The sequence below is a fragment of the Patescibacteria group bacterium genome, assembly GCA_041645165.1.
Lineage (GTDB): Bacteria > Patescibacteriota > Patescibacteriia > 2-02-FULL-49-11 > 2-02-FULL-49-11 > 2-02-FULL-49-11.
On record JBAZQN010000010.1, the window covers coordinates 1 to 23273 of the forward strand.

A 23273-nucleotide genomic window follows, 5' to 3' on the forward strand; every position below is an offset into this window, starting at 1 on the left:
AATCCGCTCGTGCTGAAACGTGAAGTTGAAAAGCGATTACAAATCCTGTACGATACTCAAAAGCGCTGCGGTCGATCCCAATTTTAAATCCCCTCTACGGTAACAGTTTCTAATGATCTATATCGTAAATGTCGAAAAGATTGATGATTTTTGTGTTTTAACCTTTTAAGGTTTGTATTACAGAAGAATCGATATTTATTTATAGACCGCTTATATTGTGTATTCTCCTAATTTTTTTAGGTAACTCCTCACTTACCTAAATCTAGAAGCGAAGGAATACCAATTTTTCGAGGACTTATGCCTGTAGTCAGGTAGGTATAAGCGCGAGGGTAGTTGGGTCGCGTCCGCAGAAAAATTGTGTATTCCTGAGCGAGAAAGAACCTGAGTGAGCAGTCACTTTTTTAGGGATTGACTAATTTTAATAAAACATCATAATAAGACCTATGTATGACAGAAAACTCCATACTCAATAAATTCACCTCGCACTATCAGCATGTAGTGAGCAATGCCTACCGCTTTGCGATGTATGCTAAGGCCCCCCACATTGAACCGATCCACCTCTTGTGGGGCTTGGTAAGCGAAACAGGATCGCTCGCGCACGAAATCCTGCGAAAAGCAGGCCTTCCCCCTCCTCCCCTCCCGCCGCTTGAGGGGGAGATAAAAAGCGCGCCAAGCTCCGTCTTTGCCCTTCCCATCACCGATACGGTGAAGGCGGTGATAAAAAAATCAGTGCTGGCCGCTTCCCGCTACCATCACAAATACATCGGCACCGAACATCTGCTTCTTGGCCTTCTCAACAGCAGGGACGCAGTGGTCGAGAGCGCGCTCCAAGACCATCGGATTACCATCCCTGCGCTCAAGAAACACGTCGCGCTCGTAATGAAATCCACCTCGCGCTTCCCGGATCTCACCCAGGCAATCTCCCGCGATGAAATGGAAGACGAAGAAGATGAAACCCGCACCCATTCGTCGAAAACAAAAACGCCTGCATTGGATTTTTTTGCCAATGAGCTGACCTCCGTTGCCGCGCAGGTGCGCCTAGATCCCGTCATAGGCCGCGCAAAAGAAATCAACCGCATCATCCAAATCCTTTCCCGAAAGACAAAAAATAATCCTATCCTCCTCGGCGACCCCGGGGTGGGAAAAACAGCGATTGTGGAAGGGCTGGCAAAACGCATCTGGGAGGGTAATGTGCCAGATCTCCTTCTGCGCAAACGCATTTACAGCCTCGACCTTACCCTCCTGGTCGCCGGCACGATGTACCGCGGCGAGTTTGAATCGCGCATCAAGCAAGTGCTCGATGAAGTGCGCGCCGATCCCAATATCATCCTTTTCATCGACGAGATCCATAATATTATCGGCGCAGGGTCGGCCTCCGGGTCGCTCGATGCGGCGAATATCCTGAAACCCGCGCTCGCGCGGGGGGAAATACACTGCATCGGCGCGACGACGTATGAGGAGTACAAACAGCACCTTGAAACCGATCCTGCCCTTGAGCGGCGTTTCCAGGCGGTGCAGGTAAGTGAGCCATCGGTCGATGAAACCGTAGAAATTCTCAAAGGAGTAAAGGCATCCTATGAAACGCATCACCATGTGAGCGTCGAAGACGACGCATTAACGGCGGCCGCGCACCTCTCCGCGCAATATCTGCCTGAAAAACGCCTTCCGGACAAGGCAATCGACCTGGTGGACGAAGCATCCGCCATGAAACGCATAAGCGGTTCAGAAAACCCCTATTTGCGCGAATTGCGGACAAAAGAATCGGCCTTCGAGGCGGTGAAGAAGGAAAAAGAGGAAGCGGTGAAGAAGGAAAATTTTCCCCTTGCGCTCCAGAAAAAAGAAGAAGAAAGAGCCATTGCCGCAGCTATTGCAGATTTGCATAAAAATGAACAAAACCGCGAATCAAGCGCTTTGCGCTACGGTAACGTGACCCGGGAAGATATTATCCACGTGCTTTCCGACATTACCGGAATCCCCTTGGGACGGATTGAAGAGGAAGAGCGGGGCCACCTGTTAAATCTGGAAACGCTCCTTACTGAGCGGATTATTGGCCAGGAAGAAGCGCTCCATGAAGTGGCAAACTTTATCCGGCGTTCGCGCGCCGGCTTATCCGGCGACAAGCGCCCCTTGGGTTCATTCATTTTCCTCGGGCCTTCTGGGGTAGGGAAGACGGAAACCGCGAAAGTGCTCGCGGAAGTGGTGTTCCGCGATCCGGAAGCGTTCATAAGATTCGACATGTCGGAATTCAGCGAAAGCTTCAATATCTCCAAACTTATCGGCGCGCCCGCAGGCTACGTAGGGTATAGGGAGGGCGGAAAACTCACCGAACTCGTCAGGCGCAAGCCCTATTCAGTCATTCTCCTGGATGAAATAGAGAAAGCGCACCCCGATATATTCAATCTCTTCCTCTCGATCCTTGATGACGGTTTTCTGACCGATGCGACCGGGCGAAGAGTAAATTTCCGGAATACTATTATCATCATGACCTCGAACATCGGGCTCTCCTTGTTTAACGCGAATGCCTCGCTTGGGTTCTCGTCTGCAGACGCGAAACGCGGAACCGTATATGAAGAAACGAAAATGCGGGTGTTGGGCGAACTGCATGAACGGTTTCGCGCCGAATTTTTAAACCGCATCGACCGTATCATGGTCTTCCGCCCTTTAAACACCGCATCGCTTAAAACAATCGCCGAACAGCAGCTCCGCCAAATCCAAGCGCGCCTCGCCAAACAATCCATTACGCTCACATGGGATAAAAAAGCAGCCGATCTCATCACGAAGCTTTCCCAGAGTCCCAACGAGGGCGCGAGAAAAATTTCACGGGTTTTAAGGCAACACGTGGAGGACGCGCTCACCGATCTTTTGCTTAACAGTAAAGCGCGCACCGGCTCGGTGATCCGCCTTACTGTACGAAAAGACGCTATCGCGCTTGTGAGCTCCAAGTAAACTAAGGAAACCACCCCCCTCCCTTCCTTTATAAGGAGTGGACAAGGGGAGGTCTCAATAATTAAATTCCAATACGAAATATAATTCTCTCTTTGATACCCTCCTCAACCTCATCACGCCCCGCGAATGCTTCCAATGCGGGAGCGTAGGCGCGTGGCTGTGCGCGCGGTGCACCGCGTCTCTTCCTCTGCTCCACCCAATCCCCTGCCCGGTATGCCAGCGCCCCACCACGGCGGGAAGCGCGCATATCCAATGCAGAAAAAATCTGGGATTAGAAGGCTGCCTGTTGGCTGCCAATCTTTCCCATAAAACCATGGAACTTTTGCTCTATGGATTGAAATACCACGGATTGAAATCAGCGGCCATACCCTGTGCGCGTCTGCTTGCGCGCGCGCTCACGGAAAACTACTCTTTATCAGAGCGCCCGGTCTCCGCAGCCTTCTGCCCTATTCCTCTCCATCCACAGCGCGAGAGGGAACGCGGCTATAACCAAGCACGCTTGATCGGCAAGGCACTCTCGCATGAGCTTTCGCTTCCCCTTCGAGAGCTCCTTATCCGCACACGCGCAACTAAGGATCAGGTGAAATTAAACCGCGCACAGCGGCTCCTCAACCTTGACGGCGCATTCGAACCGCAGCAAGATGCCATTCTGCAGGAACAGGTCGTGTTTCTTATTGATGACGTGGTCACCAGCGGCGCGACGCTGCATGCCGCGGCATCCGCCCTTCGGAAACAGTGGCCGCATTTACAAATCTGGGGACTGGCGGTGGCATACCATGCGCATGGAAACAATTAATTCTTAACTTTGTAATAAACTTGCCCAGTATATCAACATCCAACGCCACACGTGACGCGGATGGTAGTGTACTCTTGTATGGTTGCGAACTTGTAGTGTTGGTGCACAATCTTGTGTGAAGATAACGTGTGGCGATCGGTGAGGGAGGCGTGAAGGTACATCTCGACGTTCTTACCAGACCCTTCTATCTCATCATTATTTACTACTCATAAGTTTATGCCTCCCTCTTGGATGTTGTATTATCTGGGCTTGATTATTGTGAGATAATTTCGTATCCTTTCCCTGCTGGTTCTTTAACGCGGAGAAATGGCTGAATGCCAGTCAAAGACATCCGGCGGGCGTTCATAGACGCCCGGGCGACACGAAACCTCAAATTTTATATTGCGAGGCATCGCCCGAACAAATTATATGGAGAGGTGGCTGAGTGGCCGAAAGCGGCGCCGTGCTAAGGCGTTAGGGATGCAAGTCCCTCGTGGGTTCGAATCCCACCCTCTCCGAATGAGTTTACGAATGAGGAAAGAGTTCCGCAACTGCTTGCGTGGCGTGTGGAATGAGAAAGGTTTGGCGATGTGCGCGAAGCGGAATCTTTACCCCGATGCATATCGGGGCCACCCTCTCCGAATTTGAAAATTATAAAATTAAAACACATGGAGGGGTCGCATAGCGGTTTAGTGCACCGGTCTTGAAAACCGGAGTACCGCAAGGTACCGTGAGTTCGAATCTCACCCCCTCCGCCAGACTTCGCCAAGGCTACGTCTAGGCTAGCCTGAAGCCTTGAATAAAATAAATAAAGTGATATGTTTTATACTTACATACTCAAAGAGAAACAAAAACATCATTTCTATGTTGGTTCGTCGAATGATCTGAATGAACGCCTTCAAGAACACGCACAAGGATTAACAAGATCAACAAGAGGAAGGGTGTGGAATCTGTATTGTTATTTCGCATTCCCAAGTGAAACGCTTGCAAGAAAATTTGAACAATATTTAAAGACTGGATCTGGAAGAGCTTTTGCCAAACGGCATTTTGAATTTCAAGTTGACGAAGCTTTAGCGTAGTCACTCTCACCCCCTCCGCCAGACTTCGCCAAGGCTACGTCTAGGCTAGTACCGTATCTCGTTAACGTCCCATAGTGATCCGCTTCCAGATTTTATTAAAACTCAAGCTGAAAGGCGTATTTCCCGCTATGGGAGACCAAAGAGATACGGCACTAGTCTGTAGCCTTGAATAAATAAAGCGCATCCGCCAATGAGGGAACATAACCTCATATGAAGAAGAAACATACGGATGAATCGAATATGGTATACTGGAAACATGAAAAAATTCATGTTTTTCTTTTTTATTTTTGCGGCTTTTTTTGACACAGGAACGCGCGCGGAAGCGGCAGAGACGCTCGCGGAGCGCTTACGCGGGCGCATTCTCCTGCAAGTCGAGAGCTATGGCAGAGCATGGTATGTGAATCCGGCGGATGGGACGCGGTATTATCTCAAGGACGGAGAAACCGCGTTTGAACTTATGCGCTCATTCGGGCTGGGGATTACGGACCGCGATCTCGCAAAAATTCCCATTGCACGCGGGCAGGCGGCGGATCGCACATTGGCAGCCCGGCTCTCAGGGCGCATTCTCCTGCAGGTGGAAAAGCGCGGAGAAGCGTGGTATGTGAACCCTTCAGATGGCCTGCGCTATTACCTGCAAGACGGAAATGCGGCGTATGCGCTCATGCGCCAATTTGGGCTGGGGATAAAAGACAAGGACTTGCGGAAGATTGAAATGAACGATGTGCAGATCGTGCAAGATACTACGTTTGATGACGTGGCGTATGTGAAACTCTCGGGAGGCGACATTGTCGCGGAAAAACACCAAAACCAAATCCTCCCTCCTGCTTCGCTCACGAAACTCATGACCGCACTCGTGCTTATCGACCATGATTTTGATTTTCACCGGACGCTAACCCTAACCGCCGATGCCCTTGCCTTCCCCAAGGCGCTCGTGGGCGACGATACCACCAGCGAGATTGAACTTGAAGCGGGAGACCAGGTGCAGGCCGACGATCTGTTTATCGCCATGCTGGTGGCGTCTTCCAACCAGGCGGCGATTGCCTTGGTGGATGCGAGCGGCATGACGCGCGAGGAGTTTATCGCCGCCATGAACGCGCGCGCGAAAGCCATGGGATTGACGCGCACCCGCTTCTTTGATCCGGCGGGGCTCGACGCGCATACCGTCACGACGCCCTATGAAATGGCGCTCATTGCGCAAGAGGCGTTTCTCGCGCCGGAAATCTTTGCGGCCGCGCGGCAAGATGCGCATACCATTACCATGCAGCAGCCGCCGTACCGTTCATTGTTTGTCACTGACCGCAATACCACGCTGAAGCCCTACCATCCTGACGCAGTAAAAGTCGGATTTCTCATCGAAGCCCAGCGCTGCGTGGCGTTGATGAAGGACGGCGATATTGTCGTGATCATGCATGCGCGGAGCATGAGCGAGAGAAACGGCATACTGAACAAGCTGCTCAGCCGCGAATGACAAACCGTTTAAGACGACTGCGGCCGCAAGATATCCCACCGCGCCCTTGCACCTTGAGACAGTAGAAGAACTCAAACGATGGTAGCTATTTTTCGACCTTCGGAAATTTTAAGCCCTTATTACACGATTTAAACGACTCGTTTTCTTGAAAAAGCATTCTCAAAAGTATTGTTCTACAGTCTCACCTTATAATCCTCTTTTTACATACCCTGCGGTGGCGCCCTGGACAGCTAACGAATGAAGAAAACTTGCCGCCTGGGTAAAAATCTACTACAGTGAATTAAGGAAACCACCCCATCCCCTTCCCGCGTCAAGCTCGGGACAGGCTCTTAGTAAGGAGGGGACGTGAGGGAAGGTCTCTGTGATGTGATTGAAATTCCGATGTAATGAGTTTTGGAAAATAACGATCATTATTTAATAAACACGCAGCCTTATGGTAAATGACAACCCCGCGCCATTCTCTTATCCCCTCACGTGGTCCTTCCCGGAGTACCCGAAACATGAGAGAACCGCAGGATGGTTCATCATTGCGGTACTCATCGGCGGTGCGCTCTTCGCATATGCGCTCCTCACAGGCAATTATTTGTTCGCCAGCATCATTATATTCATATCGCTCATCATCGCCCTCCAGCACTTCCGCCATCCCCTCACTATTGATTTTGCCATCACTGAGGACGGCATCAGCCTTGCCGGGAAAGCGCTGCCTTGGAAAGATATTAAGTCATTCTGGATGATCTACGAACCGCCAGAGGTAAAAACACTTTACTTCACCTTCAAAGGGCTGCGCCCCACCCTGAAGATCCCCATTGCCGAGCAAAATCCCCTCCACATCCGCGAAGCGCTCAACCCTTATGCGGAAGAAGACCTGGAGCAAGAAAATGAATCGTTTTCAGATGCAGTGGGAAGGATGTTCAAATTGTGAAATTTTCAATGCTCAATTTCTCCCCCTACGAGAGATCTCCCGAAGGGAGACAATTTTCAAATAATTCTCAATGCATCAATATTTCAATGTTTGAAAATTGAATCATTGGAGCATTAATTGTAAATTGAGAATTGGAAATTGAAAATTTTATCATGTGCGCCCGTCGTTCAATGGATAGGACACAAGATTGCGGATCTTGTAATGCAGGTTCAATTCCTGCCGGGCGCAAAAAGTGCGGGGTGAAATTCCCTGCAAGGACAACGATTGGCCTTATAATGATAGAAACCCTAGGTAGGGGGTTTTTATTTTTATACTAAAATGCCTGACTAATCGAATTTGTCATTCCTGATTTAATCAGGAATCCAGAAACAAAAATACGCAAAAACGTTCGTGGTGTCGGTTTTTATTTTCTTCTCTGGATTCCCGCTTTCGCGGGAATGACGACGGGGAAATCGAAAATGGAGTAGCAGTTGAGTATAGTTGATAATTTCATCCAACCGCCGCATACTGATAACATGAATACCCTTTCTCTTTCTGATTCTCTTGCAGAACTCGGGCCCATGGGAAAACGGCTGAGCTCCCGTTTGAAGAGCCTCGGCATTATGAGCATCGAGGATCTGCTCTTTCACTATCCCTTCCGCTACGAGGACTGGTCTCGAGTTCTGCCTATCAAAAATCTCATCCCCGGCATGCAAGCCACGGTGAGCGCGACGGTAAAAACTATTTCATTCCGTCCCGGGCGATGGAAGATAAAACCGCTCATTGAAGCGCTCCTTGAGGACCAGAACGGCGATCACATTCGCGCGGTATGGTTCAACGCGTCATACCTTATTAAAACCCTTACCCCGGGCACCGCGCTTCTGCTTTCCGGAAAAATTGACCGCTCAAAAGACGCGCTCCAACTCACCCATCCCGTATGGGAAAAAAACACAACTCACGCCCCAATGCATACCGCGCGTATTATCCCGATTTATCATGCGACGAACACCATAAGCCAAAAACAGATCCGCTCGCTTATGGCAGTTTCTCTTCAAAATATCCCCTCCATCCCTGATCCGCTTCCCTCGTGGATAGCGTCAGGCGCCAAAATCATCCCTCTTGATCGCGCGATCCGCGCCATCCATTTCCCGTCCACGTGGGCGGCTTTGAGTGCGGCGCAAACGCGGCTGAAATTCGACGAATTATTCCTTTTACAACTGCGCAGCGCGCTTGCCCGACAGGAGCTTACTGCGCTTAAAAGTACCCCCATTCCGTTCCATGAGACTCTTACGCGCACATTCGTTGCCCGTCTCCCTTTCAAGCTCACCACCGCACAGAGAAAAGCCGCCTGGGAAATTATTAAAGACCTCGGGAAGGGCAAGCCGATGAACCGCCTCCTGGAGGGCGATGTGGGATCGGGAAAGACCGTGGCCGCCGCCATTGCCGCCTTAAATGTGATTGCGAGCGGCCATCAGGTCGCCTATCTTGCGCCCACCGCCATACTCGCGGCACAGCAGTTCGCGACGTTTTGCCGTCTTTTTTCCGACACCCCCCTATGTCCCCCCCTTACGAAGGGGGGGAACGGGGGGGTCTTCACCATCGCGCTCATCACGCAGGGGGATATCAGGGTGAATAAAATTCAAAGTTTCCCGCCTCAGCGGGATCCCGCATACCTTAGAGAATCAGATTCAAGGGGCGGGACAAAACCCAAAGTTCAAAATGAGAGAGGGTATAAAAAAATTTCTAAGCAGGAGCTTGCAGTACTGTTAAGAAAAGGGAGAGTCGACATTTCGATTGGCACACATGCTTTACTTTCTGAACATATCCAATTTCAAAAACTGGCACTGGTCATCGTCGATGAACAGCACCGTTTCGGCGTCAACCAGAGAGCTGCGCTCCTGCGCAGATCAGCGCAGATAAAAACGCAGATAGACGCAGATGCTGATGACTTTCTATATAAGGAATTGACATATCAAATAAGAGGAGCAGCATTTGAAGTGGCAAATAGCTTAGGCCTCGGTTTGAAAGAAAATGTGTACCAAAAAGCACTTGAAGAATCATTAAAACAAAAAAGGCTCTTATATGAGCGAGAAAAATCAATTAATGTCTCATTCCACGATACGCGCGTGGGCAGCTTTAAGCCTGATTTTATTATTGACCAAAAGGTTATCGTAGAACTTAAAGCACTACCTTTTATTGGTAAAATTGAAGAAAAGCAACTCTGGAGTTACCTCAAAGGTTCAAATTACAAAGTTGCGTTACTCATCAATTTTGGCAACGATAAACTGGATATCAGAAGAATAATCTACGACACCGCGAGAGATAAAACGCCCCAACCGTCACCAAATCAGCATGCATCTGTGATTAATCAGCACATGTCTGCATCAAGTGATCTGCGACCATCTGCGTCTCATCTGCGTGAATCTGCGTATGTGCCGCATCTGTTGTCCATGACCGCCACTCCCATTCCCCGTTCGCTTGCGCTGGTCGCCTACGCGGACCTAGATTTGTCAATCATCAATGAGCTGCCCAAAGGCCGCGCGCCGATTACCACTAAAATCATCCCGCCTGAACAACGGCAAGACGCGTATAATCTCATCAAGCAAGAGCTCTCATCCGGTCATCAAGCATTTATCATTTGCCCGCTCATTGATCCTTCCGATGCCTTAGGCGTGAAATCGGTGAAAGAGGAAGCAGAGCGCTTGAAACGAGAACACTTCCCCCATGTGAATCTCGCCGCGCTCCATGGCCGCATGACGCCTGCGTCAAAAGACAAGATCATGGGCGCGTTTGCACAAGGAAGTATCCAGGTGCTGGTATCCACGCCAGTGGTCGAAGTGGGCATTGACGTGCCGAATGCCACGGTAATCCTTATAGAAAGCGCAGAACGGTTTGGGCTGGCGCAACTCCATCAGCTCCGCGGCCGGGTGGGAAGGAGCACCCACTCCTCGTGGTGCTTGCTCGCGACCGAAACAGAACAAGAGGAGGCGTTGAAACGCCTCCACGCGGCGGTCTCCTCCCGCGACGGCTTTGCGCTCGCCGAAATTGACCTAGAGATGCGCGGACCGGGAGAAGTGTACGGCACCCAGCAATCCGGCTTCCTCGACACTTTAAAAATCGCCAAGCTTACCGATGTCATCATCCTTAAGCAATCAAAAGAGACGGTTGCCCGCCTCCTCCAAGAAGATCCCGCGCTTTCCCGCTACCCCTTACTCCAGCGCCGCCTCGCCGTATTCGAGGAATCAGTGCATTTTGAATAGCATCTGCGCTCCGCGCATATCGAAGATAAACGCCAATTATTACCGCGTATTTATCAAAGAAAAGTTTGAAATAATTTTTACTTTAAACTAAACTCAATCAATGACTTTTTAACTTCGTTGTCATTAACTTTAAAGCCAGACAAATATACAACTTCTTCGCGGTAATCAACATCATCAAAATAAGCAAGTTGATTTCGAAACATTCTTTCATTAAATTCACTTCCAAAAATCTGTCTAGTTTTTTTAATAATTTCCACGATTGAATGATAATCCCTCATGATGAAATAAAGATCCACGCAGTCTTTCCACTTGGCGCGCATGCCCAAAGCGTAAGCTTTCATGGCAGCTAATGTTAATAAATCAGGCATCTTAATAATATCATCAAATTTTTTATTGTAATCTATCTTAAAATCATACTTGAAAAAAGTCATTTTTACCTTATTGACTATCAGATTAAATTGGTCTGTTTCAGCATAAAGTAATTTATCTATCTTTGCGAGTTGGCTTACTTTTCTCTTTATAACGGCGTTATTGAAACTCTTGTCAGTAAAAAGATCAAAATCAATAGAATGTCTGTGTCCAATATGCAATGCCACAGCAGTACCGCCAACTAAATCAAAATCCCGCGAAAAATATTTCACTACAGGCAGCAGTTTTATTTGCTCGATTGTTAATATCTCTTTATGCATACCCAGTATATAAACTTCCCGCGCCAAACGCACGATTTTGACGAGTATAAGTTATTAATCTTAATTTTGTTGAAAAATTAAAACCTTTATTATGTTCTTCCAATCGCTTCTTCAGGTTACGAGCAAACTCAATGTGCCTCTCGTCATCCTTCTTGCTTTCCAACACATAGACGCAGGAGAACATACGGGAAGTTGTATTACTGGGCATATTTATTAAAATAAAGCCTGAAGTAATTTTTTGATTTTGGCAAATAATTGCACCTTTTCTGTTGCGACTTTTCCCTGAAAATCCGCGCCGCTTTTTTAATGCCCAAAATTTTAATAACTTTCTGCACATCGTCCCAGTCGCCGTAATTCAAAACCGCTTCCAGAATAGTCGCGTCTGAAAGTCCGTCATAGTTCTTTGTTGACCACACCAGGTATGGCTTTTTCTTTATATAATTTTGCAGCGTCATAATTGAATTACACCGTTCGTTCAATCTTGCAGATTGAACGATTGGTTTTATCGCCGAACAGGCCGGTAATGCACATAATATCCAAGGATAGAGGCAGACGGTCGAATGGCTGATCAACTCTGCGGATTCAGTCTGCAAGACTGAACCAACGTTAGTTCTATCTGCGTAAATCTGCGTTACATCAGCGTTGATCTGCGTCCATGTCGCCGCCTTCGCGCAATCGGCGCATTTTGAGTAAAGCTGATCACGCACTCCTGTCTATCGAAATACTGTTTCAGGATAACATCTGCAACCTGACAATGATGAAGTACACCTGGTATAAATAGGGCCTGAAAATTCCTTCCCGCACCACTCACCATAATTACATTCACTATCAATCGTGCATACCCTACTGGGGTCCTTTTCACACTTCCATACTTCTTCACCGGATCGAACATTTGTATAGCTCCTTGTACATTTATCAAATGGGGTACGACACCATAACGTGTAATCGTTAGTACCGTACTTACAGACCTCTCCATGCTTAATATGGCACCTTCGGCTCGTGCCCGACACATCGCAATACATCTGTATCATAAGACCGTCATCTCGATACTCCGGGCATCCCTGATCTTCCGCATTAACCTCACAAGGATCACCTGGTTCAACTAATTCACAAATCCCAAGATCTCCAATTTCTTTATAACAGAAATTATAGAAAGGTGCGTCCGGAATCGAGGAATCTCTCTTAGATCTACATTCGATATTAGTCCTACATCCATCCAAGCACGCTTGTTTCTCAAAAGAACACACACAGGGCGGATTAGGACACTCGTTGCACGGCTCCCCTGTTGATTTAAACCCATTAGGAGATCCATTAGCATCAACCGTAACGCACGTATCAGCCGATGTGCCGGTGAGCGGCGAAAGCGTAGCGGGAGTTGCGCACTTTTCCGTCGCCTTATACGCCCTGCACGGCGTGATCCACCACGCGTCATTTGAGAAAATGGTGGCAGGCTTGCCTTCGGTTGGAATGCCTTTGAGTGAAATAATAATCCAGTTGGGCCATACCCATGCGGCAAGCAGGATGATGAATAACCCCACCACAGTGCCGGTTACCATCTTTTTGCCTTTTTCCACCTCTTCTGCCTTGCCTTGAGACATAAGAAGGCTAAATCCCCCGTAAATAAACAACGCAAGCGCAATAGCACCACAGAGCGACAGTAAAAACCTCACCCCTTTGCTTGCGATGAGTAAAAGGTCGCACAGCGAACATGCGCCGCATGTAAAACAGTCAGTAGCTACTGCCTCTTTGGAAAAAAAGCTGTACGCCTGCGCAGAAAAAACGGAGTAACTAAACACTCCAACAATTATTAATAAGATGATAAGTATTGGTTTTCTTAAACTAGGCATAAATTAACGAAACCGCCCCTCAAGTCCCCTCCTTGCTAAGAGCCTGTCCCGAGCTTGACGCGGGAAGGGGATGGGGAGGTATCTCCTTAGTAAAAAAGATTGTCGTGCCAGAGGCAGATCAGCCCATGGCTGAAAATTCCGATACGATAAATTAAATCCTAAAGAGCCGCCTCATGGGGTGATAACTTCATTATCTCCAGAATTTTGCCCACCTACCGTATATACGCCTGGCGGACAATGCGATGACTGATGGGTTCCAAGATCCTGGCCTGACTCAAAATGCCACCACTCTTCGCAAAACCGATCTAAGCCCACTTCATTCATCTTCGCTTGGAACTCCTTGACCACGGGACCCGTGGGCGGGGTGCCGCTAGGCGGTGTGTAAGCTCTGGTAAGCATATTGCATGCGGCGTCATTAATTACCCCTGAAGGTAAAATGCCGCTTGATATTTCAAGGCACACGTCTACCGCATACCCTGCCTGGTGCGGCGCGTCGCATGAAGGCACTGCCGCTTTATTGCAACCTGTACAACTATACGGACAACTGGGAGGGGTAGGTACGCTGTAATCATAGCACCCTCGCAAGCCAGCCTGGTTCGCCATGGAGCGGTACGCCGAATTGATGACAAGCGTGAATTTCACATTCGAGCTTTTCCAACTATTTTCTCCTTTAAGCCAATCTTCAAGCTTTTTATTATTAAGTTTCGCTATCACTTGAGACATAAGCCGCGGCGGCTGTTCCACCTGGCTATTATCAACGCGGATAGGTGCCTTGGGGAATACTGTGGGGTCCGCGATCGATAGAAAATTAGGCGACGATTCTGTCTTGGTGCACGCCTGCGGGCCGAAATTCATATTCACATTAGTCGCTTGCGATTTTACGTCTTCCAGAGTGCTCAATGCGGTATCAAACTCCACAAGACGCGGGTTGATGGTGTAAAAGAGCAGATAAGAGGTAAGCGCGATGATGAGCCCGGTGATGGCGCCCATGATGGTGCTTTTCGCGCTCGTGATTTTTTCAGGCGACCCGCCTGCCATGAGGTACTGGAACCCGCCGATCATGATGCCAATCACCGCAAGAAGCCCTATGGACGCGATGATGAAATAATAAAGGCCGGCAATGTACTCGCCAATTGTTTTACTGCTCAAGTCAATGCTCCTCCCCGCGACAAAATCCGTGCCGGGAATAGATATTTGGGGTTTAAATTTAATTGCTTCGCGCGGTTTAGGTTCAATATACACTTTCAATTCGCCGCCGCCGGAAGGAACAAACGCCTGCACCGATTGTTTCACGTCCGGACACGCGCACTGGCCTGGATCTTGGTAATTGCACGCATAGTATAAGCCATTCTGGGTTTTAACGCCTTTCACGGTTATCTCCCCTTTTACGGAACCTGCACTTACTATATTCTGCTTAGCTCCAGTATACGATTCATAAATCAACGTTTGCCCACATTCACCTGGTTGGAGACCGCTAAAACAAATGTTTTTAACCTTATCATCTGTCTTTACGTTTTGCCCTAATAGAGCATTACTTTCAGCCGCTTGCGGATCATTAAGCTGGCACACGCAACACTGCGCGCTGGCAGCAAGGGGGAAAAAATGGATACCAACAATGCCTGTTATGAAAATTATTGAGAGAATTACCTTCTGTATCCTTAAACGGCAATATAACATAATACCACGGTTTTAAAATTCAAGCTCTACTAACCTCTCAATCTTTTTCTCCGTAATCTCTCCCGTCAAACGGTAAGAATTTATAAACAGGGCAGGTATCCCGTCAATATCAAGCGCCTGCGCCTCATCCATGCCCTGATTCACAAGATCAGTGGTCGCGCGGGTTTCTACACAGCGGTTGAATTCTTCAAGATTAAGCCCTAATTCTGATGCTATTATACCATACTTCGACGCAGATGCTCGCAGATAAGACGCAGATTCACGCAGATCGTCGTTCATGACTTCGTCACGGGTCAATTTATCTATAAATTCCCAAAATTTACCTTGATTTTGCGCGCAACGGGCGGCAAGGGCGGCGGGGCGGGAGGCAGGATCTAAAGGATTCGGGAAATCTTTCCATACCAGATGCGCAGATGGTCGCAGATAAGACGCAGATTCACGCAGATCGTCGCGGATATACGCAGATATTTGTTTCACCGCATCGCGGCACACTTCAACCACATGGTCGCAAAATAATACGATATTGACTGGTTCGACACCCCCCTCTTGCATCTCCCCCCTTTCTAGGGGGGAGGATATTGCTGGCAACACCGGGTCAGTGGGCAATACCGTGGGCGCAAACGGCGTATCTTCGCGCAGAGGCGCTAAAGGTTTAACCAGCGTGATGAGGGGGTCGCTAAAGGTGCCTTGCGCGAAACTGTCAGAGGCAAGCTCTGACGCTACATTTTGATTTTGGACTACTCTCTCTTGTTGATCGTCTTGAGACGACACAATGAACCCGAGCGCGCTCTTCCCAACTGCAAGCGCTCCCAAACCAAGGACGGCGAGAGAGAACAGCGTAATAGTGAGCGTGCGCGGGTGTATTTTCATAACTTTAAATCTCAAATCCTCACCGCTCAGGCGGGATCCCGCATACCTTAGATAAAATAATTCAAAGTGCGGGACAAAGTTTAAAGCTCAAATGGATGACAAAACTGCACTAATGTCATCCCGGGCTTGACCCGGGATCCAGAAATAACAATAACACTAAAAATCATCAGAAAGATCTTTCCATCCTGGATTTACCTCCTCAATCAAACGCAATTTCCACGCCCGTTTCCACCGTTTCATTTGTTTTTCCCTCGTGATTGCCGCATAGATATCAGAAAATTCTTCATAGTACACCAGTGTATGTACGTGATATTGCCGGGTAAATCCTGGTACCGCTCCCACCTTATGCTCATCTACTCTGCGTCTAAGGTCGTTCGGTACTCCAACGTACAAAGTTCCGTTTTTCTGACTCGCCATGATGTACACGTAATAACTCTGCATGATTTTTGTTTATTTTTTCTGGATTCCTGCCTGCGCAGGAATGACAATGACTGAAAATTGAACATTGAGAATTGAAAATTTCCACACTGTTCTGCTTCTATTTCAGTCTAATGCGATACACTTTCTCAAACGTTTCCAAGAAAAGCGAAGAATTGTCGGGCGTAAGGTAGAGCTTCCGCACATCCTTGATAGTCTGCACTCCTTCTTCCACCGGCACCGCAAGGCGGCGATTGATGCCATTGCCCAAATCGGTGCTCCATACGGTATATGTAATCCCCCGCGCGGATTCAGGCACGAGTCCCGCCCCTGAGGGAAGCTCATCAGGCACGGCGCAATACACGGTCACGCTGTCCTCTCCAAAAGCGCAGCGATCCACCCATGTGGAGAGCCCGAGCGCATATTGGCGCGCGCCCGTCCGGTCGCCCCCGACATCCGCCACCCAGAGCATAGGCTGGTACCCCGCGCCCGCAAGAGTGGTGGAATAGAGCACTCTTCTGCCGTCAGGGGACCAAATACCGGAGAAGCCAGACCCTTGCACCTCAAGCGATTTAAAATTCTCTCCCTGCATACCTATGAAAAATACTTCTTCGCGGTCAATGCCAGTCGGCTTATGGTACGTGGCGACTACTTTGTAATCCGGAGACCATTGGGGAGCGACCAGCATACCGCGGTCGCCGGTTGCCTGTACCGCTTGGGCGCCGGTCCCGTCCACATTGGAAACCACGATCCAATTATCCCTTGCGCTGCCCGTCTCCAGCTTGTAAGAAATGGCTCCCCCGTCCGACCTGAAAGACGGCGCGGTCAGGTCTTTGGGGAGCACGGCCGTTTTTTTGGTGGTAAAATCATAATACACATTCGATCCGTCTTCATACTCTAATATAGCGCTATCGCCTTGCGGCGCCCACACCACCTCTGAAACGCCTGGGAAAGATTCGTTCGCAAGCAGCCGTTTTCCACTGCCGTCGGCATTCACGCGGTAAAATTTGGTATCGGTCGGATTATAATAGCTCAAGCCTCCGCTGGGGCTCACGTCAATATTCATAGGAAACCCTTCCACTACCGCCTCTGTGCGCGTTTCCCTGCCGCGCGCCACGTCGTCAACCACGGGCCGATAGCCGGTGCCTGTTGTCCCCCCTGTGGGTTCTCCTCCGCCTTCAATGGGTAATCCCCCTTCCACAGGTTGCCGCACTAGCCCTCCGGGTCCTTCGCCCGCGCGCGGCAGCGCGCCCACGCCGCCCTCTGGCGGTTTTACCCCGGGCACGTTAAAAAGCCGGAAACGCCAACCAATAAAAAGAATAATGGCGGCAGTGCCGATGATGCCGAAAATAATCAAGCCGACGCCGATGAGGAAACGAATGTTAAAACGAGGCATATTCAATTGATAAATTCCAAATCCCAATGTCCAATTTCCAATAAAATCCCAAGCCCCAATTCACAATTGGATATTTGGATTTTATTTGACATTGGGATTTGGTCATTGGGATTTCCCGGCATTAGCCGGGAAGTTTCTTCTCCTCTGGCTTTGCCGGGAGCTTAGTGGCGATCTCGGAACGATACCAGATATAAAAAACGGAAAACGTCAAGATCGGCAGAAAGCCAAGCAGCGGCACACAGTCAATTAATGTGGGCAAAAGCGACTTTATAATCCGATCCGCAAATTCCATATTCTTGCGGCCAAGATAAAAAAAAGTGCAAAACCCCCACACCACTCCGATAATCCAAGTTAAAACCTGACCCAATGAAAGCGTTCCAATGTCAATCAAATCCTTGACAAGCGCCAATGATATCAGGAATCCCCACATGAATGTCGAATGATCTTTCGCTTGTATCCCCTGCTGTTTTTTTTTGCGCTTCAAAAACGCTTTCGCTTTATTCTTTAACCCCTTTTCTTTTTTCCATGCCTGCCGCTGCTTGTCATTCAAACGCTTGAAAGCCGCCTCTCTCTCCGCCATCATGCCCATGCCGCGATTGATTCCCACCCCGCTCTTTGCCAAGGCTCCAAAATTTTTTCCTAATACACTTCCCGCATTCCCGCCCGCTAATATCCCCAAAGCCCCCACTCCCAGCCTACGTCCTAAACCGCCCTGAGCCATACTAGCCACCCTCTTTTCGTTCTGCTTATCACGCGCAAGCTTCTGCGCATACTGCTGTTGTTGTTGTTCCTTATCGCGCTCTGCCTTGCGCTGGCGCATATTATCCAGAAATCCCTGCTTTTGACCTTCCGGCTGGCGTTGTCCGGTCGCGGCGTATTGCCTATCATCTTTATTCTTCGCTTGCGTGCCGCCTGCTCCGCCAACAAATCCCCCACTACCAGAGAAAGCACCTCTCCCTTGATACGCATCCTTCATTGCCTTCTTCATTGCTTTGCTGGGAATATTCGATTTTGCTTCCGTATCGGCCATACCAGTATTATTAGTTTTTTACCGCCGCACATGATGGTAATATTCAATCCGTAGCGTCGGAGCTCGTCTCCGACATCCGTGGTGGCAGACAAGCTGCCACGCTACAATTCCGCGGTTTCAGTCTGCAAGACTGAACCAACTTCTGCAAGACTGAACCAACGTTGGTCATTCTGCGTTAATCTGCTTCTACTTGCCGCCAATAGGCTCCTGACACCTTCCACATCCCTTCTTCTTTCGTCATGCGTAAATCAAGTTCCTGATAAAATACCTTTGTATTTCCTCCTGTCCCCTGCATTTGGACACGCTGGGTAGTAACGACATAAGACGCCGATCCTTGACTCGGATCAAATTGCTGTTCCTTCACGTTCAGCGCCTTCGTGCGCACTCCAAGATATACCGATGGGTCTGCCTGTGTAACAATCTGCGCGCGCTCTTGTGAGAGCGCATACGTTTGCATTGCCGCCGTCATGAAGGGAAGGAGCGTGCGGATATTGGAAACGTCCTGCTGGTTCGAGTAGCTGCCCCACCGTTCCGCAAACACACTGCTAAGCTGGAGAAGATCGCTCTTCAATTGCACTAAAGGATCAGGAGGCGGCGCAGGAGCGCGATTGGCGGCGGGCGCGGGAGCAGCGTTTGATGCGGGCGTGGGGGTGGGGGATGTTGCCTGCGGAGCTGCGGGAGAAGGCTGCTTTTGCACCGATTCAATCAATGCTTTCGTATCGGAGGGGGGAGGCGCAATTGTTCTGCGTGCAACAAAAAAGTACGCAAAGGCGGCAATCAATACAAAGCTGGAAAATATTAGCAATAATTTAATTTTAGAGGACATACGGTACGATATATAACATAACATTCAAGATTCATTTTAATTTTCAATTTCAAATTATTCAGTCGGCCTCTTCACTTGTCATCCCCGACTAGGTCGGGGATCCAGAAAAAACAATAACATTAAAAATCATCAGAAAGATCTTTCCATCCTGGATTTACCTCCTCAATCAAACGCAATTTCCACATACGTTTCCATTTCTTTAATTGTTTCTCTCGCTGGATGGCAATTTTTATATCAGTGTATTCCTCATAGTAGACCAGCAAATGTATGTGATATTGTTGGGTAAATCCCGGTATCAGTCCATTCTTATGCTCATCTGCTCTGCGTCTAAGATCGTTGGTTACCCCAATGTACAACGTCCCATTTTTCTGGCTTGCCATGATGTACACATAGTAACTCTGCATGATTTTTGTTTATTTTTTCTGGATTCCTGCTGGAGTTTATCCCGTACCGCGATACGGGGCAGGAATGACGAGATAGGGTGGATTCCTGTAGGAGTTTACCTCGTACTGCGATACGGGGCAGGAATGACAGCGATTTGTGAACCCCTCCCTGCGGCAGAGACCGCAGGGCATCAGGTCTTACGGCAAGGATGGTTATCATCCCTGTGGCAAAGACCACAGGGTATTCACGTAAATAAATTAGCATTGAAAATTTATCGATCGTTGGCTACTTCCCTGCAGCAACGGCCGGCGCTCCTTCCTGCTCCAGCGTCTGGTTAAACTGGCGCTTTGCCTCCTCGATTTCCAAAAGCTGGCGCGGGTCAGAGGTGATGATCTGGTCTTCTGTATAGGAGGCAACCACCTTGATGGCCGCGTGCTTGCTGCCCGCGAAGAAAATGCCTTCGCCCACGCCGCTCTCGAGCAGCAGATACCGCTCGCCCTGGGTGAGCAAGAATACTTTCGACACCGCATCCACGGCAGAGGGCGATTGACGGAGCAGTATCTGGAGCCCGGAATTATTTACAATCGCCTGTCCATAGGGTGAACCTAAAAAGTCGTTCACATCCTGCGTAATAGTGGTCAAACCCAGGTAGTATTTGCGGCAACGCTTTGCCAAGGCGTAGATGAATTTTGCCGAATCCTCATGCTGCATGAGCCACCATGCCTCGTCGATCACGAGAATGCGCTTCTTAATGGAGGAACGGACGACATTCCAGATGAAATTAATAATAGTATAAATCGCCATGGGCCGCAGTTCATCTTCGAGGTCCCGCACCGAGAACACCACGAGCTGGTTATTGAGATTGATGTTCGTGCGATTATTGAGAAGCCCCGCAAACGTGCCTTCAGTGTATTTTTTTAGGCGCAGCGCCACGTCATCACCGCCCTCCATGCCGCGCAAAATGTCTTCTAGGTCTGAAAGCACCGGCATCTCCGCGTGAGTAAGATCCGAAGAAGGGGTAATATCCTTTTTCGCATACGTCTCAAGGATTGCGCGGTCGAGGAGCGAATCTTCCTGATGCGAGAGCTCCCCAATCATGATCCGGATAAGCCCTTTCAAAGTGATCACCGCCGAGCGGATGATGTCGCCCGCCTTCAAATCTTCTCCTATGGCGCGAGGAAGGTCAAAAGGATTAATCTTGCTGTCGGAATTCAGGGAGATATTGATATAGGTGCCTCCCACCGCCTGCGCCAGATACTGGTATTCTCGCTCTGGGTCAATAATGATAATCTCCGTGCCGAACATGAGCGAGCGCAGGATTTCAAGCTTAATGGCATACGACTTGCCCGCGCCTGATGTGGCGAAGACTACCATGTTTGCATTAGGGAGCGAAAAACGGTCAAAAAGGATGAGGGAGTTATTATGGCGGTTGATACCGTAAAGGACGCCATTGTCGCTCGAGAGTTCAGAAGAGACGAAGGGGAAGGATGACGCGGCAGGAGAAGTATTCATATTGAAACTGACGCCCAGCTCGTCTATTCCCAGAGGCAGCGTTGAATTAAATCCCTGCTCCGCCTGCCACGTGGCGCGCCGGGTAAATACCAGCTTCGATCCGATAACGCTTTCTACCCTCTCCGTAAGCCTGTTAAGCTCCTTTATATTTGATGAGTATAAGGTGATATACAGCGCGCATTGGAAGAAATGCTCCGTTCCTTGCGTAATATCGTCCCGCAATTTTTCAATATCCTGGAGCGCAGTCTCCCGCACCGGGTCGCGAGGCGCCCCTTTCTCCCTGTCAGCAGAAAGCTGCGCTTCCAGCACCCCCACCTTGTTCCTCAATTGTTTTAAGATAATCTCTGGCTCTATGGGATAAAAAAATATTCCCACGTCAAAAGTGGCGCTCATGTCAATAATAGGCTCAAACCACCCCACCGAGACATAGCGAGGATATGTCACCACGAAAAGCGTGCGCACAAACATACCCCCCAGCTCCAAATGATCTGACTGCACCCGGAGGGAAGAAGGCGCGATAAAATCGCGGATAGATACGGTCCCCTCGCGATACACCTTTTCCGCGCGCAGGAGCTCCTCGGAGGGAAGCGCTGTTTTTTCAACCCGCGACACATCCGCATTCGCTTCCTGCGCAGGACGGGGCGCTTTCGCCGATTGAGATCGTTTCTTTAAGAAGTTGAACATATATGCGCTGAATGACGCTGACCGTCACGCTTGCCTTAATCGCGGACTAACGCGGAAAATCGATGTCAGCGTGAGTCCGCGTAACGTCTGCGTACGTCTGCGTTTATTCCTCCACCTCCATCTTCCCTATCTCCGGCGCCTTTTCGCTCACTACCACCTCTGGATTATAGGTCGCATACAAAAGTTCTATAAGCGACTGGGTATCAAGCTCCACCGAATTAAGGCCAATCGCCTGCAAACCGCCTTTCAGGTGCGCCACATTCCTGTCTAGGCTTGAGCGGTACTGGCGGAACTTTTCCTCTTTCATCTTTATCACCTTGGTTAAGGAAAAAGTTTCCGACATGCGCGTGACCAAACTTTTCTGTTTGTCGGAAACCGGATTATACGGCACTACGACATAAAACCGCTTCGATACGATAGCGCCAAGGCTCACCAGCTCCGTGATGAACTGCCGATAATCTGCCATCTGTATGCGAAGGAGATCATTTGACTGCTCGCGTTCGCGCTGTTTCAAATCGTCAAGGTAGGTATCAATGATGAACCGGCGCGACTGGATGATAATTTGCACTGAAAAGGAAAGGGAATTAAGAAATGAAATATACCCTTGCACGGTGGCAGCCTGCTCTTCGGGGGATTTGAGCGCGAAGTTTACTGACGATACCAAAAGAACGGAACGCAAACTCCCGTCTCTTAAAATAATGGTATCTTCACGAACCTCCGCAATGGGCAGATACCGCTGCGTGGAGGGCGGATGGGTCTTTTTTTTGCTGACACCTTGCTGAAAAGGCATAGTGCTATAAATCCCTTAGTAGGCAATTCCGAACCCTAAATTTATAAATATTAGAATTTTCAATGCTCAATTTCCAATTTTCAATCAATGTCTCAATGCCGCAATTTTCAAACGTTTGATAATTGTTTCATTGAAAATTAAATGAAAATTGAGACTTGAAAATTGAAAATTATCAATTAGGATTTTTCTTGCTCTGCCTCATAGACCCCTCCGGTATCTACCTCAAGCGCAAGTTCAGCGAGGCGCGTGCGGCTAAAACGCCGGTGAGGCTGCTCAAGCACTGCGGAGAGATCCTCGCCTTGAGGCGCCGCTTCTAGACCTTCAGCGTCAAATTTGTTCCATACCCGCAAGGAGGGCTTCATGCCGAGCTGAAAAACGGAAAGGAGAAAATGATGGAAATACCGACCGTTCACCTTATAAAACCCAAACACACCTACCATCGCAAAGGTGAAAAGCGCAACCAGGATAAACAGGGAAATATCAAACAGCTTATAACACACGACGAGGAAGAGTCCTGCCACGATCATCATGATGAACTGCCGCGTGGTGATCGGCCCGAGGATTTTATCTTCCACGTCGATAAATTGAGGAACGACGAATTGATCCATAAACTTTGATAAATCCTAAACTCTCTCGCTACGCGAGATCTGGCGTAGCCAGATAAATCCGAAATCTCCCGCCCAGACGGGATCCCGCAAACATTAAATTAAGTAAATTCATAG

Annotated in this window: 21 protein-coding genes and 3 tRNA genes; 9 read left to right on the top strand and 15 right to left on the bottom strand. The window is 49.0% G+C overall.

Annotated elements, in window-relative coordinates; all coding sequences use genetic code 11:
* The first annotated feature begins 447 nt into the window (after nucleotides 1-447).
* On the top strand, nucleotides 448-2946 hold the full coding sequence (locus WC659_04425) for an ATP-dependent Clp protease ATP-binding subunit (GenBank protein ID MFA4873155.1): 2499 nt from the start codon (nucleotides 448-450) through the stop codon (nucleotides 2944-2946).
* A gap of 61 nt (nucleotides 2947-3007) precedes the next feature.
* On the opposite strand, the gene WC659_04430 is transcribed toward WC659_04425, so the two are convergent.
* Nucleotides 3008-3193, bottom strand: coding sequence for a hypothetical protein (locus WC659_04430; GenBank protein MFA4873156.1), 186 nt, complete (start codon nucleotides 3191-3193; stop codon nucleotides 3008-3010).
* A gap of 66 nt (nucleotides 3194-3259) precedes the next feature.
* On the opposite strand from WC659_04430, the gene WC659_04435 reads away from it, so the two are divergent.
* The 8 genes from WC659_04435 to WC659_04470 all read left to right on the top strand — a co-directional run bounded on the left by WC659_04435 (nucleotide 3260) and on the right by WC659_04470 (nucleotide 10429).
* The gene (locus WC659_04435) at nucleotides 3260-3742 is read left to right on the top strand and encodes a ComF family protein (protein MFA4873157.1); all 483 of its coding nucleotides are present in this window, start codon (nucleotides 3260-3262) and stop codon (nucleotides 3740-3742) included.
* 410 nt (nucleotides 3743-4152) lie between these two features.
* Nucleotides 4153-4239: transfer RNA gene (locus WC659_04440), tRNA-Ser, on the top strand.
* Nucleotides 4240-4391: 152 nt separating this feature from the next.
* Nucleotides 4392-4479: transfer RNA gene (locus WC659_04445), tRNA-Ser, on the top strand.
* Nucleotides 4480-4539: 60 nt separating this feature from the next.
* On the top strand, nucleotides 4540-4800 hold the full coding sequence (locus WC659_04450; GenBank protein ID MFA4873158.1) for a GIY-YIG nuclease family protein: 261 nt from the start codon (nucleotides 4540-4542) through the stop codon (nucleotides 4798-4800).
* A gap of 256 nt (nucleotides 4801-5056) precedes the next feature.
* Nucleotides 5057-6268: a serine hydrolase gene (locus WC659_04455; GenBank protein MFA4873159.1), complete on the top strand. Its 1212-nt coding sequence runs from the start codon at nucleotides 5057-5059 to the stop codon at nucleotides 6266-6268.
* Nucleotides 6269-6701: 433 nt separating this feature from the next.
* On the top strand, nucleotides 6702-7190 hold the full coding sequence (locus WC659_04460) for a hypothetical protein (GenBank protein MFA4873160.1): 489 nt from the start codon (nucleotides 6702-6704) through the stop codon (nucleotides 7188-7190).
* Between the two features lie 156 nt (nucleotides 7191-7346).
* A tRNA-Arg gene (locus tag WC659_04465) sits at nucleotides 7347-7418 on the top strand.
* Nucleotides 7419-7705: 287 nt separating this feature from the next.
* Nucleotides 7706-10429, top strand: coding sequence for a GxxExxY protein (locus WC659_04470; protein ID MFA4873161.1), 2724 nt, complete (start codon nucleotides 7706-7708; stop codon nucleotides 10427-10429).
* Nucleotides 10430-10506: 77 nt separating this feature from the next.
* Here WC659_04470 and WC659_04475 read toward each other — a convergent pair whose 3' ends face one another.
* From WC659_04475 to WC659_04540, 14 genes are all read right to left on the bottom strand, one after another.
* Nucleotides 10507-11118, bottom strand: a complete 612-nt coding sequence (locus WC659_04475; protein MFA4873162.1) for a nucleotidyl transferase AbiEii/AbiGii toxin family protein — start codon at nucleotides 11116-11118, stop codon at nucleotides 10507-10509.
* On the bottom strand, nucleotides 11111-11326 hold the full coding sequence (locus WC659_04480; protein MFA4873163.1) for a hypothetical protein: 216 nt from the start codon (nucleotides 11324-11326) through the stop codon (nucleotides 11111-11113). Before WC659_04480 ends, WC659_04475 begins: the two co-directional genes overlap by 8 nt.
* A complete protein-coding gene (locus tag WC659_04485; protein ID MFA4873164.1) occupies nucleotides 11316-11573 on the bottom strand; it encodes a hypothetical protein in 258 nt (85 codons plus the stop codon). Before WC659_04485 ends, WC659_04480 begins: the two co-directional genes overlap by 11 nt.
* A gap of 258 nt (nucleotides 11574-11831) precedes the next feature.
* Entirely contained in the window at nucleotides 11832-12965 is a 1134-nt protein-coding gene (locus WC659_04490) for a pilin (protein ID MFA4873165.1), read from the bottom strand.
* A gap of 171 nt (nucleotides 12966-13136) precedes the next feature.
* Nucleotides 13137-14642, bottom strand: a complete 1506-nt coding sequence (locus WC659_04495; GenBank protein ID MFA4873166.1) for a hypothetical protein — start codon at nucleotides 14640-14642, stop codon at nucleotides 13137-13139.
* Nucleotides 14643-14654: 12 nt separating this feature from the next.
* Complete coding sequence (locus WC659_04500) at nucleotides 14655-15512, bottom strand: thioredoxin domain-containing protein (protein MFA4873167.1); 858 nt, start codon at nucleotides 15510-15512, stop codon at nucleotides 14655-14657.
* Nucleotides 15513-15668: 156 nt separating this feature from the next.
* Nucleotides 15669-15953, bottom strand: coding sequence for a GIY-YIG nuclease family protein (locus WC659_04505; protein ID MFA4873168.1), 285 nt, complete (start codon nucleotides 15951-15953; stop codon nucleotides 15669-15671).
* A gap of 97 nt (nucleotides 15954-16050) precedes the next feature.
* Nucleotides 16051-17325 carry a hypothetical protein gene (locus tag WC659_04510; protein ID MFA4873169.1) on the bottom strand — a complete coding sequence of 425 codons (1275 nt, stop codon included), beginning with the start codon at nucleotides 17323-17325 and terminating at the stop codon, nucleotides 16051-16053.
* Between the two features lie 121 nt (nucleotides 17326-17446).
* On the bottom strand, nucleotides 17447-18355 hold the full coding sequence (locus WC659_04515) for a hypothetical protein (GenBank protein ID MFA4873170.1): 909 nt from the start codon (nucleotides 18353-18355) through the stop codon (nucleotides 17447-17449).
* Between the two features lie 175 nt (nucleotides 18356-18530).
* On the bottom strand, nucleotides 18531-19181 hold the full coding sequence (locus WC659_04520; protein MFA4873171.1) for a hypothetical protein: 651 nt from the start codon (nucleotides 19179-19181) through the stop codon (nucleotides 18531-18533).
* Nucleotides 19182-19300: 119 nt separating this feature from the next.
* A complete protein-coding gene (locus tag WC659_04525; GenBank protein ID MFA4873172.1) occupies nucleotides 19301-19588 on the bottom strand; it encodes a GIY-YIG nuclease family protein in 288 nt (95 codons plus the stop codon).
* Nucleotides 19589-19850: 262 nt separating this feature from the next.
* The gene (locus WC659_04530) at nucleotides 19851-21761 is read right to left on the bottom strand and encodes an ATP-binding protein (GenBank protein MFA4873173.1); all 1911 of its coding nucleotides are present in this window, start codon (nucleotides 21759-21761) and stop codon (nucleotides 19851-19853) included.
* A gap of 103 nt (nucleotides 21762-21864) precedes the next feature.
* On the bottom strand, nucleotides 21865-22551 hold the full coding sequence (locus WC659_04535) for a TraC family protein (GenBank protein ID MFA4873174.1): 687 nt from the start codon (nucleotides 22549-22551) through the stop codon (nucleotides 21865-21867).
* Nucleotides 22552-22727: 176 nt separating this feature from the next.
* Complete coding sequence (locus tag WC659_04540) at nucleotides 22728-23159, bottom strand: PrgI family protein (protein MFA4873175.1); 432 nt, start codon at nucleotides 23157-23159, stop codon at nucleotides 22728-22730.
* Nucleotides 23160-23273: the final 114 nt, after the last annotated feature.